Source organism: Amycolatopsis sp. (assembly GCF_035546795.1).
Taxonomy (GTDB): Bacteria; Actinomycetota; Actinomycetes; order Mycobacteriales; family Pseudonocardiaceae; genus Amycolatopsis_E.
In genome coordinates this window covers 331,442-344,395 of record NZ_DASZWC010000003.1, presented here as the reverse complement: position 1 = coordinate 344,395, position 12,954 = coordinate 331,442, and the positions used below count along the sequence as shown (strand labels likewise).

Annotated in this window: 14 protein-coding genes; 2 read left to right on the top strand and 12 right to left on the bottom strand. The window is 68.9% G+C overall.

Features of this window, described 5'->3' with window-relative positions:
• Nucleotides 1-736 precede the first annotated feature (736 nt).
• On the bottom strand, nucleotides 737-1,396 hold the full coding sequence (gene nucS, locus VHD82_RS05150; protein WP_325697500.1) for an endonuclease NucS: 660 nt from the start codon (nucleotides 1,394-1,396) through the stop codon (nucleotides 737-739).
• A gap of 46 nt (nucleotides 1,397-1,442) precedes the next feature.
• On the opposite strand from nucS, the gene VHD82_RS05145 reads away from it, so the two are divergent.
• The gene (locus VHD82_RS05145; RefSeq protein WP_414637450.1) at nucleotides 1,443-1,970 is read left to right on the top strand and encodes an NUDIX domain-containing protein; all 528 of its coding nucleotides are present in this window, start codon (nucleotides 1,443-1,445) and stop codon (nucleotides 1,968-1,970) included.
• 68 nt (nucleotides 1,971-2,038) lie between these two features.
• Here VHD82_RS05145 and VHD82_RS05140 read toward each other — a convergent pair whose 3' ends face one another.
• Together VHD82_RS05140 and VHD82_RS05135 are read right to left on the bottom strand one after the other, a co-directional pair.
• Nucleotides 2,039-2,812, bottom strand: a complete 774-nt coding sequence (locus VHD82_RS05140; protein ID WP_325697496.1) for an enoyl-CoA hydratase-related protein — start codon at nucleotides 2,810-2,812, stop codon at nucleotides 2,039-2,041.
• Between the two features lie 10 nt (nucleotides 2,813-2,822).
• A complete protein-coding gene (locus VHD82_RS05135) occupies nucleotides 2,823-3,449 on the bottom strand; it encodes a hypothetical protein (RefSeq protein ID WP_325697494.1) in 627 nt (208 codons plus the stop codon).
• A 32-nt stretch (nucleotides 3,450-3,481) separates the two neighbouring features.
• On the opposite strand from VHD82_RS05135, the gene VHD82_RS05130 reads away from it, so the two are divergent.
• On the top strand, nucleotides 3,482-4,252 hold the full coding sequence (locus VHD82_RS05130; protein WP_325697492.1) for an IclR family transcriptional regulator domain-containing protein: 771 nt from the start codon (nucleotides 3,482-3,484) through the stop codon (nucleotides 4,250-4,252).
• On the opposite strand, the gene VHD82_RS05125 is transcribed toward VHD82_RS05130, so the two are convergent.
• From VHD82_RS05125 to VHD82_RS05085, 9 genes are all read right to left on the bottom strand, one after another.
• The gene (locus tag VHD82_RS05125; protein ID WP_325697490.1) at nucleotides 4,249-5,118 is read right to left on the bottom strand and encodes an amidohydrolase family protein; all 870 of its coding nucleotides are present in this window, start codon (nucleotides 5,116-5,118) and stop codon (nucleotides 4,249-4,251) included. The two genes, VHD82_RS05130 and VHD82_RS05125, sit on opposite strands and share 4 nt — an antisense overlap.
• A complete protein-coding gene (locus VHD82_RS05120; protein ID WP_325697488.1) occupies nucleotides 5,118-5,912 on the bottom strand; it encodes an SDR family NAD(P)-dependent oxidoreductase in 795 nt (264 codons plus the stop codon). Before VHD82_RS05120 ends, VHD82_RS05125 begins: the two co-directional genes overlap by 1 nt.
• Entirely contained in the window at nucleotides 5,909-6,415 is a 507-nt protein-coding gene (locus tag VHD82_RS05115) for a carboxymuconolactone decarboxylase family protein (RefSeq protein ID WP_325697486.1), read from the bottom strand. The genes VHD82_RS05120 and VHD82_RS05115 overlap by 4 nt, the downstream gene beginning before the upstream one ends.
• Before the next feature lie 15 nt (nucleotides 6,416-6,430).
• Nucleotides 6,431-7,741 (bottom strand): C4-dicarboxylate transporter DctA, encoded by a 1,311-nt coding sequence (gene dctA, locus VHD82_RS05110; protein ID WP_325697484.1) that lies wholly within the window; start codon nucleotides 7,739-7,741, stop codon nucleotides 6,431-6,433.
• A gap of 106 nt (nucleotides 7,742-7,847) precedes the next feature.
• Nucleotides 7,848-8,453, bottom strand: coding sequence for an FMN reductase (locus VHD82_RS05105; RefSeq protein ID WP_325697482.1), 606 nt, complete (start codon nucleotides 8,451-8,453; stop codon nucleotides 7,848-7,850).
• Nucleotides 8,450-9,541 carry an LLM class flavin-dependent oxidoreductase gene (locus VHD82_RS05100; RefSeq protein ID WP_325697479.1) on the bottom strand — a complete coding sequence of 364 codons (1,092 nt, stop codon included), beginning with the start codon at nucleotides 9,539-9,541 and terminating at the stop codon, nucleotides 8,450-8,452. The genes VHD82_RS05105 and VHD82_RS05100 overlap by 4 nt, the downstream gene beginning before the upstream one ends.
• A gap of 105 nt (nucleotides 9,542-9,646) precedes the next feature.
• The gene (locus VHD82_RS05095) at nucleotides 9,647-11,830 is read right to left on the bottom strand and encodes a bifunctional polysaccharide deacetylase/glycosyltransferase family 2 protein (RefSeq protein WP_325697477.1); all 2,184 of its coding nucleotides are present in this window, start codon (nucleotides 11,828-11,830) and stop codon (nucleotides 9,647-9,649) included.
• On the bottom strand, nucleotides 11,830-12,288 hold the full coding sequence (locus tag VHD82_RS05090) for a hypothetical protein (protein ID WP_325697475.1): 459 nt from the start codon (nucleotides 12,286-12,288) through the stop codon (nucleotides 11,830-11,832). The genes VHD82_RS05095 and VHD82_RS05090 overlap by 1 nt, the downstream gene beginning before the upstream one ends.
• A 96-nt stretch (nucleotides 12,289-12,384) precedes the next feature.
• Nucleotides 12,385-12,951 carry a CGNR zinc finger domain-containing protein gene (locus tag VHD82_RS05085; RefSeq protein ID WP_325697473.1) on the bottom strand — a complete coding sequence of 189 codons (567 nt, stop codon included), beginning with the start codon at nucleotides 12,949-12,951 and terminating at the stop codon, nucleotides 12,385-12,387.
• Nucleotides 12,952-12,954 lie beyond the last annotated feature (3 nt).

Genomic DNA, 12,954 nt, shown 5'->3' with positions numbered 1-12,954 from the left:
AATCTCAGCCGGGGCGGCTTGTCCATGTTGAGATGAACTTGGTGAAGAGCCAACCGCGCCATGACGCGATCGGCAACTCGGGCAGCGCCGGGTCACGGCGGACCGGTTGCCGGAGTGGTTCGGTTGGTGCGGTCTTTCGCCAGGCCGCCGGGGCAGTTCGTGGGCTTGCTTCGCCAGGCCGCCGGGGCAGTTCGTCGGCTTGTTCGCCAGGCCGCGGGGGTCGGCTCGTGGGCTCGGTTCATGCGGCGTTTTCGCCACAGCACAAGAAAGCCGCGGATCCCGGACCGGCTACGGCTTGCGGGAGGCGACGGAAACGCACTGGCAGCGGACCAGCGGGATCGCGCTCGGGCGAACGCACCGGCCGCGGCACCAGCGGGATCGTGGTCAGGGCGACGTGCAGGCGAGAAATGCCAACCCGATCACGGTCAGGCCGACGCGCACGCTGGAAGCACCAGCCGGATCGCCGCCAGGGCAACACGCACGCCAGAAACCCGACCGGTCGTGGTTCGACCCAACGCGCACGCCACCAACCCAACCCGATCGCCGCCAAGGCAACACGCACGCCAGAAACCCGACCGGTCGTGGTTCGACCCAACGCGCACGCCACCAACCCAACCCGATCGCCGCCAGGGCAACACGCACGCCAGAAACCCAGCCCGACCGCCGCCAAGGCAACACGCACGCCAGAAACACCAACCCGATCGCGGCCGGGAAAGCGCGTTCCGGCGGGTCCGGCTCAGAACAGGCGGAACTCGCCCGAGTCGGTGCCGCGGAGTTTGTCGTAGTCCAGCGTCAGGCAGCGGATGCCACGGTCCTCGGCGAGGGTTCTCGCCTGCGGCTTGATCAGCTGCGCGGCGAACACGCCCTGCACCGGCGACAGCAGCGGATCGCGATTGAGCAGTTCGAGGTACCGCGTCAGCTGCTCGACCCCGTCGATCTCGCCACGGCGCTTGATCTCCACCGCGACCGTGCCACCGGCCGCGTCACGGCACAGGATGTCCACCGGGCCGATCGCGGTCGGGTACTCGCGGCGGACCAGGCTGTAGCCGTCGCCCAGGGTGGTGATGTGCTCGGCGAGCAGCTCCTGCAGGTGCGCCTCCACCCCGTCCTTGACCAGGCCCGGCTCGGCGCCCAGCTCGTGCTTCAGCTCGTCGAGGCGCTCCTCGATGCTGATCACCAGCTTCTCGCCCGCCTTGTTCTGCACGGTCCAGATGTCGCCGTCCTCGATCAGCCAGCACGGCGGGCTCATCCAGTTCAGCGGCTTGTAGGCACGGTCGTCCGAGTGGATGGACACCGAGCCATCGGCTTTGATGAGCAGCAGCCTGGTGGCCATCGGCAGATGGGCGGTCAGGCGGCCGGCGTAGTCGACCTGGCAGCGAGCGATCACGAGACGCACCCAGCGAGGGTAGAAGATGCTTCGGCACACTGTCCGGGTGGATCCCATTCGACAGCTCAGCTCCCGCGAGGTGTATCGCAACAGCTGGATGACCGTGCGCGAGGACGGCATCCGGCGGCCGGACGGCACCGATGGCATCTACGGGGTCGTCGACAAACCGGACTACGCGCTGGTGATCCCCCTCGACGGCGACCGGCTGCACCTTGTCGAGCAGTTCCGCTACCCGATCGGGTTGCGGCGCTGGGAGTTCCCGCAGGGCACGGCGCCCGGCCTGGCCGACATGGACGCGGGCGAGCTGGCCGCACGCGAACTCCGTGAGGAGACCGGCCTCCTCGCCGGCCGGATGACCGAGCTGGGGCTGCTGGACGTCGCGCCCGGGATGTCCAGCCAGCGCGGCCGGGTCTTCCTCGCCACCGAACTCACCGTGGGCCCGCACGAACGCGAGCACGAGGAACAGGACATGCGCACCGGCTGGTTCACCCGCGCCGAGTTCGAGAAACTCGTGGCCCGCGCGGAAATCACCGACGCACAGTCGATAGCTGCATACACACTCCTCCTCTTGCACGAACGCTGACTCGAGCCGGTACCCCAACGGCACCGAACAGACCGGCACTACCTCGGCAGAACCCGCCACTGCCGCACTCAGGCAGGCCACTCCGGTTTGCGCTTTTCCAGGAATGCGGCCATTCCCTCGCGGGCGGCGGGAGTCTGCGAAGCAGCGGCCATTACTTCGAGCGCGATCGCGTACGCGTCCGCCTCCGGTCGGTCCAGCTGGGCGTACAACGTGACCTTCCCGAGGCTCTTGCTCGCCCGGCTGCCCCTCGTCGCACGCCCGAGCAACTCGGCGACCGCCTCGTCGAGCTGTTCGTCCGGCACCACGCGGTTGACCAGCCCCCAGTCCAGCGCCGTCGCCGCGTCGATCGGGTCTCCGGTCAGCGCCAGTTCCATCAACCGTTTCCGGCCGACCGCCCTGGCGACGGGCACCGCCGGGGTGTGGCAGAACCAGCCGCCTTTGCCGCCGGGCAGCGCGAAACCGCTCGACTCCGCCGCCACCGCCAGATCACACGACGCCACGAGCTGACACCCGGCAGCCGTCGCGAGCCCGTGTACCCGCGCGATGACCACCTGCGGCACGGACTGGATCAGCCGCATCAGCTCCGTGCACACCTGCAACAGCGCCCGGACACCCTCCAGATCCCGCGCGGCCACATCGCCGAAATCGTGCCCAGCGGAGAAAACGGGACCCGCTCCGGCGAGCACGATGCCCGTCGCGTCCGAGGAGCCCGCATCGCGGAAGGCCGCCAGCAGTTCACGAAGATGGTCCTCGGACAGGGAATTGCGCCGGGACGCGCGGTTCATCGTGATCGTGATGGTGCCGCCGTCCCGTTTGACCAGGATGTGTTCGTACTCGCCCATGTCCTCGACGCTACGTCCTCCCGGCGGTGTTGTGGTAGCCGAAAACTCGCCGCTCCCGCGCGGTCACCTTTTCCATTACCGATCCACGGCGGGCTGTGCTAGTGGCCGCGCGGTAAGCGGGGAGCTCGAACAGATCTGTGCTGTCGATCTCGTGCAAGGCCAGCAGATCCGGCCCCGTTCCGGCCTTTCTGCGGTATCGCCTGGTGCGCCGCCAGCCGGGGATGGCGTGCAGCAACGGGACGTGCTCCTCGCGGTACCAGGCGTCCAGGCCGGCCTCATCGGTGGTCGACAACGCCACTGACACGATCACGAATGGACCGTTCGTGCGCTCCCCCGCATCGTCCGTCAGCTCGTACACGCGGCGGTCGAGGGTGGCGAGGCGCTCGACGACCGACTGTTCGCGCGGGCCGCGGCGCCGGATGCGCTGGTATTCCGGGCCGTCGAGAGCCGCAAGGTCGAGCTCGTACCAGGCAAGCCACGTCGGCCGGAGTCCGTCGAGGGCGCGGTACCGGTACCCGGTCCGGATACCGGGCACCGTAAGGCGCGCGGGGGCGTGCTCGGTGTCGTACCAGTCATGGAATTCGGCCTCGGGCACCCGTCCGGGCTCGGCGAAGACGAACAGCAGTCCTTCGGTCATCGGGTACGGTTCCCATCGAGAGAGGAGGGGTGGTGTCGAGAGAGGACCCCGATGTCATCGACTCGGTCGAGAAGGCTTTCCGGCTGCTGCAAAGCTTCTCCGCCGAGCGTTCCGCGATGACGGTGAGCGAGGCGGCGACCGCCACCGGGCTCACCCGCGCCACCGCCCGCCGGATCCTGCTCACCCTGGAGCGCCTCGGCTTCGCCGAGAACGACGGCCGCCAGTTCCGGCTCACCGCCGGCGTGCTCCGGCTCGGCTACGGCTACCTCGCCGCGCTGCCGTTCTGGGAGCACGCGCAGCCGCATATGCGCGCACTCTCCGACGAGCTCCGCGAGTCCAGCTCGATGGCCACTTTGGACGGTGGTGAGATCGTCTACGTGGCCCGCGTCCCGGCTTCCCGTTCGATGACGATCACGCTCGACGTCGGCTCGCGGCTGCCCGCCTATCCCACGTCGATGGGCCGGGTGCTGCTCGCCGCGCTCCCGCCGCGCGAGCTGGATTCCTATTTGGACAGTGCGGAACTGACCGGGCTCACCGAGCACACCATCACCGACCCGGCGAAACTGCGCGCCGAGCTGCGGCGCGTGGCCGAGCAGGGCTTCGCGGTGGTCGACGGGGAGCGGGAGGAGGGCGTGCGCTCGGCCGCCGCGCCGGTGCGCGGGTCCACCGGGCGCGTACTCGCCGCGCTCAACGTCTCGGCCAACGCCGGCCGCGTCTCGCTCGACGAGCTGCGCACCCGGTTCGTCCCGCGCCTGCTCGAAACAGCGGACGCGATCACCAAGGACATCGCGGGCCTGCACTAGAAACCGAAGCACTGCACGGGGTTGGTGACCAGCAACCGCTCCAGCGCCGCCGCGTCCGGGGCGATCTCGGCCAGCAGGTCCACCAGCTCCCCGTCGTTGGGCACGAACCCGTGCGTGTTCGGGTGCGGGAAATCCGTGCCCCAGACCACCCGCTCGGGCGCATGCCTGGCCAGTTTCCTTGCCAGCGCGGCGGAATCGGCCATCGACGGCGGCCGGGTCGCGATCCGGTCCGAACCGCTCAGCTTGATCCACACCGAACCCGTGTCCAGCAGCCGGAGTAGCGCAGTGACCGGAGCGGAACCCAGGCCGGCCCGCAGACCCGGCCTGCCCATGTGGTCGATCACCACGGTCAGCGGCAGGGACCGCACCAGCTTCTCGTGCTCGGCTGCGCCGTCACCGGCCACGTGCAGGGCCAGATGCCAGTCATACGGCCGGATCTTGGCCACGATCGCCTCGATCGTCTCCATCGAGGGCGCCGGGCCGAGGTGCGGGGTGAAATGCAGCCGTGCCCCACGGACACCCGCCTCGTGCAGCTGCGCGACCTCGGCATCCGGGGTGTCCGGCCGGATCAGCGCGACGCCGCGATACCGGCCCGCACCGCGTTCGAGCGCGTCGAGCAGAACCGCGTGCCGCGTGGTGTGGGCGGCGGACTGCACGATCACCGCTCGGTCGAGCCCGAGAAATTTGTGCAGCCGCTGGAGATCCTCCAACGGCGCCTCGGGCGGGGTGAACGTCCTGTCCGCCGCATAAGGGAATTTCGCCGTGGGCCCGAAGATATGGCAGTGCGCGTCACAACTTCCGGGCGGCGGCGTCAGCGACGGCTTCTTCGGGTCCGGGTCCGGTCCCGGGTTTCGGGGGTCGGTCATCAGTCGCACCTCGCTGTCATGCCGCCGTCCACCACGATCTCGGTCCCGGTGACGAACCGGGCCTCGTCGGAGGCGAGGAACAACGCGGCGTACGCGGTGTCCCGGCCGTCTCCCATGAATCCCAACGGAATCCTTGCCTGCCGCTGCGCCAGCAACGCGTCCACGTCGCCGTCCGCACGCTGCCCGGCGAGGCGCGCCTCGACCATCGGGGTGTGCAGCTGGCCGGGCACCACCGTGTTCACCCGGATCCCGTCCGGCGCGTGCTGCACCGCGATCACCTTCGACAGCTGGATCACGCCCGCCTTCGCCGACGCGTAGCCGACCTGCGGCGAGCCGGTGAACCGCGTGCCCGACGTGGATGCCGTGTTCACGATCGCGCCCGAACCCTGTTCCCGCATCACCGGGATGACGTGTTTGCAGGTCAGGTACACGCTGGTCAGGTTGTAGCCGAGCTGCGCGTGCCACTCCTGCTCGCTCAGCTCCACCGCGCCGCCCGGGCGCGAGCCGCCGACGTTGTTGACCAGGACGTCCACCCGGCCGAACTCCGCGCGGCAGGCCTCGACCATGGCCGCGACCGCCGCGCCGTCGGTGACATCGCAGATGTGGGTGCGGACCGTGCCGCCCTCGTCCTCGATCGTCCGTACGGTCTCGACGAGGGCCTCCGCCTTGAGGTCCACCGCGAACACCTTCGCGCCTTCCCGCGCGAACAGCGCCGCGGCCGCGCGGCCGTTGCCCCAGCCAGGGCCGACGCTGCCGGCGCCGGTGATCACGGCGACCTTGCCTTCGAGCCTCACTCCCTGCCGACCTCCAATGCGACCAGGAACCGGGACACCATGTTGTAGGCCCCGATGGTGACGGTCAGCTCGACCACCTGCTGCTCGCCGAAATGCGTGCCCAGCTCCCGGAACAACTCCTCGCCGACCGCGATTTCCCTGGTCATCGCGTCGGTGTACGCCAGCGTCGCACGCTGGCGCGGGTCGAGCACCCCGGCGTCGCCGCCGACGCGCAGCGCGGCGATCTGCTCCGTGGTCATGCCGGCTTCCTTCGCGACCGGCTCGTGCGCGGACCATTCGTACTCGGCGCCGTTCAGCTCGGCGACCCGCAGGATCGCCAGCTCACGGATGTCGCCCGGCAGCGTCGAACTCCCCCGGATGGCACCGAGCAGGCTGTTCCAGCCGTCGGCGAACGGCGGGCTGTGCAGCAACATGCCGTCCAATGCGGTCAGCCGGCCGCCGCGGCGCGCCCGGATCTTTTCGGCGACCGCACTGTCCTCGACCACGTAGCCGAGCCTTGCCATAGAACTCCCCTTTTTTCAGGCCACCGGGACGCTTTCCGTTGCCCCGGCGGGTTCTTCACCGGCCAGCACCTGCTTGGCCCGGTCGAGGTCCAGCACGCCCTCCCAGCGGGAGACGACGATGCTGCCGAGCATCTGCCCGCAGAGGCTGACGAGGCCGCGCATGGTGGAGAGGAACCGGTCGACGCCGAGCACCAGCATGATCCCGGCGACCGGGACCACCCCGGTGGTGGACAGCGTCGCGGCGAGGATCACGAACCCGGCGCCGGCCACGCCCGCGGACCCCTTCGACGTGATCATGAAGACCGCGAGCAGCCCGATCTGTTGCCACAGCGAGAGATTCACGTCGAAGGCCTGCGCGATGTAGAGCGACGCGAAGCCGAGGTAGAGGCAGACACCGTCGCCGTTGAAGGCATACCCGGATGGCACCACGAGGCCGACGATCCGCTTGGGACAGCCGAGGTGCTCGAGCTTGCGCATCAGCTGCGGCATCACGGCTTCGTAGTTCGCCGTGCCCAGCGTGATCAGCAGTTCGTCCTTGAAGTACCGGTACAGCCTCAGCACCCGGATCCCGCACAACCGCGCGACCACACCGAAAACGACGACACAGAACACGATCCCGGTGGCCCAGAACAGGGCCACGATGCCGCCGAGACTGGCCAAAGTGGACGCACCGAACTTGCCGGTGGTGTAGGCCATCGCGCCGAAGGCACCGATCGGCGCCAGGTACATGATGAGCTTGACGATGCCGAAGAGCACGTCGCCGACGCGCTCGACGGCCCGCACCACGGGCGCGCCGCGCTCGCCCAGCGCCTTGACCGCGATGGCGAACAGCACCGCGACCAGCAGTACCTGCAGCACGTTGCCTTCGGTGAAGGCGCTGACCATGGTCTTCGGGATGATATTGACGATGAAGTCGTACCAGTGCTGGGATTCGCCGGTCTGCACGTACTGCTGCGCCGTGCCGGAGAGTTTCAGAGCGCCCGGATCGGCGTGGATATCCCCGCCGGGGCGGAACAGGTCCATCACGACCAGCCCGATGATGAGCGCGATCGTGGTGAGGATTTCGAAGTACACCAACGCTTTCACGCCGACACGCCCGACGCTGGTGAGCTCTCCCGCCGATGCGATGCCCGCGACGATCGTGCAGAACACGACCGGCGCGATGAGCATCTGGATCAACGAGATGAACCCGGTGCCGACGGGCTGCAACGCGACGCCGACGCCGGGCGCGACGAACCCGAGCACCGCTCCCAGCACGATCGCCACCAGCACGGTGACATAGAGCTTCGAGGTGAACGCGCTCCGCAGGACTGATCCGGCCGACATCATCGTCTCCCGTGTTCGACTGACGCACATTCGCACGACTGACGAACACACTGTGCCGTTTCAGTCCCCGGAGGTCAAGAGCTCAGCCGCTTCAGCGCGGCCTGAGTCACCGGCCGAGCAGCTGCTCGAACGACGGCACCCCCGCGTACTCATCCACCGCCCCGGCCCGCCGGGACGAGAGGATCTTCGCCGCCAGCTCCCCGCCGGCCCGCTCGATCCGCTTCGGCAGCGGGTTCACCGAATCCGCCCAGTCGCCGGTCGCCGCGAAGACGCCGGTGGTGACGACATCGGCGTGCAGATACGTGAACACCGGGCGCAGGTTGTAGTCCAGTGCCAGTGAATGCCGTGCGGTACCGCCGGTCGCACCGAGCAGCACCGGCATCCCGGTCAGGGACTCGTTGTCCAGAACGTCCACAAAGGACTTGAACAGGCCGGAGTACGAGGTGGTGAACACCGGGGTCACCGCGATCAGCCCGCTCGCCCCGGCCACGGCGTCGAAAACCGCCGGCATCTTCCCGGCGGGAAAGCCGGTCAGCATGGTGTTCACGATGTCGTGCGCGATGTCGCGCAGTTCGATGGTTTCGACCTTCGCCGTCGCCCCTTCGGCCTCCAGCGCGGTGACGGTCGCGCTGGAGAGCCGGTCGGCGAGCAGGCGTGTCGACGAGGGCTGGTTCAGCCCGCCCGACACGGCGACGATGGTGAACTCACTCATGCGACCACTTCGCTCTGCTTGGCCGCCACGCGCTCGGCGTGCGACGGCGGGTTGGCGGGCACGTGCTCCGGACGCTGGGACTCCATTTCCTTGCGCAGCACCGGAACGACCTCTTCGGCAAGCAGGTCGATCTGCTCCAGCACGGTCTTGAGCGGCAGGCCGGCGTGGTCGATGAGGAACAGCTGACGCTGGTAGTCGCCCACGTCCTCGCGCATCGCCGCGTACCGCTCGATCACCTGCTGCGGGCTGCCGACCGTCAGCGGCGTACTGGCCGTGAAGTCCTCCATCGACGGGCCGTGCCCGTACACCGGCGCGTTGTCGAAGTACGGCCGGAACTCGTCCCACGCGTCCTGCGAGTTCTTGCGCATGAACGCCTGTCCGCCGAGCCCGACGATGGCCTGGTCGGCCTTGCCGTGTCCATAGTGCTCGAAGCGCCGGCGGTAGAACTGCACCATCTGCTTCGTGTGCGACATCGGCCAGAAGATGTTGTTGTGGAAGAAGCCGTCGCCGTAGTACGCGGCCTGTTCGGCGATCTCCGGGCTGCGGATCGAGCCGTGCCACACGAACGGCGGCACCCCGTCGAGCGGGCGCGGTGTGGACGTGAAGCCTTGCAGTGGGGTGCGGAACTTGCCCTCCCAGTCGACCACGTCCTCTTCCCACAGCCGGCGCAGCAGCGCGTAGTTCTCGATCGCGAGCGGGATGCCCTGGCGGATGTCCTTGCCGAACCAGGGATAGACGGGGCCGGTGTTGCCGCGGCCCATCATCAGGTCCATCCGCCCGTTCGAGATCACCTGGAGCATCGCGTAGTCCTCGGCGATCTTCACCGGGTCGTTCGTGGTGATCAGGGTGGTGGAGGTGGACAGCACGATGTCCTTCGTGACGCCCGCCAGGTAGCCGAGCAGCGTCGTCGGGGACGAGGCCACGAACGGCGGGTTGTGGTGCTCGCCGGTGGCGAAGACGTCCAGCCCGGCCTGGTCGGCGTGCTGGGCGATCTTCAGCATCGAGCGCACGCGCTCGGTGTCGTCCGGGGTCCGCCCGGTGGTCGGGTCGGGGGTGACGTCACTGACGGTGAAGACTCCGAACTGCATGGCCCCTCCTGGTCGGGTTCGACTTACCTACCCGGCTAAACGTCTCGCGCGGAAGAATATTTCCCGCGAGACAACCCTGGCCGGTCGCACGTGACTGGCGGCACGTCAGCGCGCCGCGCGCCCACCCCGGGAGCCCCGCACGACCGGCGGATTGTCGACCGGATGCCTCGCGATCGGCTCGGTGACAGCCTCGGCACCCGACGGCGACCGTAGCTCGCCGATTCCGCGTCGGTGCAGCTTCTGCCACGGCAGCCGGACCCCGGCCAGCGCGGTGACCACCGATTGCAGCACGACGAGGTACATCAGCTGCCGGTAAACGAACTGCTGCGCGGGCAGCGCCAGCAACGGCCGCAACGACTCACGGTCCAGCCGGAAGGCGACGAACCCCGGAATCAGCTGCAGCAACTGGAAAACCAGCCAGTATCCGAGCAGCACCGGCCGCTGCTCGGTGAACAACCCGAACACCGTCGCCAGATCCACGAACGGCGCGAGTACCGGCAGGAGCACCTGGAACAACAGCAAGTACGGCAGGCCACGACGGCCCAGCCGCCCGCCCTGGCCACGCTCCAGGATGGACCGGCGGTGCTTCCAAACAGCCTGCAGCGTGCCGTAGCACCAGCGGTATCGCTGCTTCCACAACTGCCCGAGCGTGGCCGGCGCCTCGGTCCACGCGACGGCGAGCGGCTGGTACAGCACCCGCCACCCGTCACGTTGCAGCAGCATCGTCAGATCGGTGTCCTCGGCCAGCGTGTCCACCGGGACCCCGCCGCAGCGCAGCACCGCGGACCGGCGGAACGCCCCGAGCGCGCCGGGCACCGTCGGCATGCACTCGAACACGTCGTACATCCGCCGGTCCAGGTTGAAGCCGAGCACGTACTCGATGTGCTGCCACCGGCCCAGCAGACCGCGGCGGTTCGCCACCTTCGCGTTGCCGGAGACGGCGCCCACGTTCTCGTCGATGAACGGCCGCACAAGGGTGCGCACCGCGCGCTCGTCGAGCACCGTGTCGCCGTCGACCAGGACGACGAGTTCGGTGCGCGCGGCGGCCAGCCCGGTATTGAGCGCCGCCGCCTTGCCCGCGTTGCGCTGCCGGATAAGCCGCACCTGCGACGAAACCAGCTTGGCGACGACCTCGGCCGTGCCGTCGGTGGAACCGTCGTCGACGACGATCACCTCGACCGGATGCGTCGAGGCCAGGATGGACCGGATGGTGGCCTCGATCCCGGCTTCCTCGTTGTACGCCGGCACGATCACCGTCACCGGATCACGGCCGGGCCCGCGCTCCCGCGGCCCTCGCCGGACGTGCGACAACGTCGCTGTCAGTACGAGGAACGTGCGCGCGAACGCGAGCACGCCGGCCGCGATCATCAGCGTGGTCAGCAGCTTGGCGACGAACCCGCTCAGGTGCAGCGCGAACACGAAGAGCCGGCCCGCGACCTTGGCGCGCAGGTCGGCGGGCGTGCTCGCGGCGGTCATTCCCGCGGACCGGCTCACCGTGTCGAACGTCCAGCCCCGCGCACGCAGTTCCGGGATCAGCCGCTCCAGCGCGGTAACCGTCTGCGCGCGGTCTCCCCCGGCGTCGTGGAACAGCACCACCGCGCCACGGTTGTCCCGCGGCGTCGCGTTCGCCACGATCCGGTCGGCTCCCGGCCGTTGCCAGTCCCCGGAATCGAGGTCGGAGAGCACAACGATCTTGCCTTCGGCACCGATCCGCTGAATGGCCCGCCATTCCCCGTTGTCGACACTCGCCGGTGTCGCCACATACGGCGGACGGACAAGGGAGGGGACCGCGCCGACGGTGTCGGCGAACGCCAGATCGGTGGCCTGCAGTTCGAGGTCCTGCCGCAGGGTGCTCGCGTCACGCAGGTCGGCATGACTCGTCGTGTGGTTACCGATCTCGTGCCCGGCCGCGAGCACCTGCCGCACCAGATCGGGATATTGCGCGACATGCGCTCCGGTCTCGAAGAACGTGGCGTGCACCTGGTAGCGAGCCAGCACCGCCAGCACGGCCGGCGTCCATTCCGGATCGGGACCGTCGTCGAAGGTGAGCGCGATCGTTTTGTCCTTCGGCCGCCGCGCGACCGGGGTGGCGCCATGCGCGTCGATCAGCGCACCGCCCGAAACGACCGCCGGCGGCACGTCCGCCGAAGGGCCGGCCGCCGCCGTTTCGTCCCCGCTGAATCCGCCCAGCACCATAGTGTTCAGCCCGAGGAGGAGCGCCGCGAAGGCCAGGATCGAGCACAGCAGCAGCCAATGCGCCTTGGGAGGCGCGACAACGCGGTGTCTCATCAGGGGCGGCGCCCTGTCGAATTCTTGCCGGGTGGCACGGCGGGCGCGTGGGAATTGCGGGTTTCCGATGGCTGTGCGGTGGAGGTGGCCGCGGGCGCCGTGGTGGTGACCTCGACCGAGGTTTCGCCGCCGGGGACCACCGCGTCCGGTGAAGTCGTCTTCGGCGTCGCAGTGCGACTTTCGGCCGTGGTGGCCGACGGCGGGGACGCGGCGCGCGGCGCCGACGGTGGTGGCGTGACAGGACCGTCCACCACGGGCAGCGGCAGCAACGCCGACGACGGGATGGGCGCGCCGAGCAGTGCCGCCGCGAGTGCGGCGACATACAGACCGACCACTGCGCAAACGCCGATGACGAATCGGCGGAACAGTTTCCGGCGCCGCCCCGAAGGGTCGGCGAAAACGGGGCTCACCGAAACGAGTTCGACGGTGTCCACATTGTCGAGATCGGTGTGGCTCATCATCCTCCCAATCCGGGACGACAGCCTAAGCGACCGGAAGTGGATCAAAAAAGCGGCGTTCCGCGGTTGAAAATTGTCGACCGATTCGCAGTCCCGTCAATTTCCACCTTCGCCGTGATGCCGCTGGTAATACCTCGCGACTCTGGCCCGGTTGCCACAACCGGCCGAACACCATTCCCGGCGCGGGTGTTGTTTGACGAAATAGCGGACGCACCCGGGCGCCAGGCAAGCACGCAACGACGACCGCTGCTCCCCGCTGAACAGCTCGACGACCTGCTCGGCCAGCACCGACACGAGCGCCTGCCCCGGCGCTCCGGCCGAGTGCAGCTCCCGGCTATCCGGCCAGCGCAGCGAAGACCACTGCGGCGCCAGCGCACACGACCGGTTCACCGTGTCGATCGCCGCCTGCCGATCGTCGGGCGTCACCCTCACGCGCGGGTTCCCAGTCACGTCGGCAGCCAGCACACGCACGGCGTCACGCAGTTCGCGCAGGTCATCGAGGGCTTCGCCCAGCCGCACGCCACGCGGCCAGTCACGCACACCTTCCAGCTCGATCCCGCGCAGCCACGCGAGCGCACCTTCGGGGTCGGCGAGCGAATCGTGCACCTCGACGCGGTCCGCCCACACCGTGTTCATCAGCTCGACCGGCAGTGGCTCGTCCATCCG

Coding starts and splice junctions, on each gene's coding strand:
- VHD82_RS05140 (WP_325697496.1), bottom strand. CDS start 2,812: ATGGGCGAGTACGAACACATCCTGGTCAAACGGGACGGCGGCACCATC.
- VHD82_RS05135 (WP_325697494.1), bottom strand. CDS start 3,449: ATGACCGAAGGACTGCTGTTCGTCTTCGCCGAGCCCGGACGGGTGCCC.
- VHD82_RS05125 (WP_325697490.1), bottom strand. CDS start 5,118: ATGACCGACCCCCGAAACCCGGGACCGGACCCGGACCCGAAGAAGCCG.
- VHD82_RS05115 (WP_325697486.1), bottom strand. CDS start 6,415: ATGGCAAGGCTCGGCTACGTGGTCGAGGACAGTGCGGTCGCCGAAAAG.
- dctA (WP_325697484.1), bottom strand. CDS start 7,741: ATGTCGGCCGGATCAGTCCTGCGGAGCGCGTTCACCTCGAAGCTCTAT.
- VHD82_RS05105 (WP_325697482.1), bottom strand. CDS start 8,453: ATGAGTGAGTTCACCATCGTCGCCGTGTCGGGCGGGCTGAACCAGCCC.
- VHD82_RS05100 (WP_325697479.1), bottom strand. CDS start 9,541: ATGCAGTTCGGAGTCTTCACCGTCAGTGACGTCACCCCCGACCCGACC.
- VHD82_RS05095 (WP_325697477.1), bottom strand. CDS start 11,830: ATGAGACACCGCGTTGTCGCGCCTCCCAAGGCGCATTGGCTGCTGCTG.
- VHD82_RS05090 (WP_325697475.1), bottom strand. CDS start 12,288: ATGAGCCACACCGATCTCGACAATGTGGACACCGTCGAACTCGTTTCG.
- VHD82_RS05085 (WP_325697473.1), bottom strand. CDS start 12,951: ATGGACGAGCCACTGCCGGTCGAGCTGATGAACACGGTGTGGGCGGAC.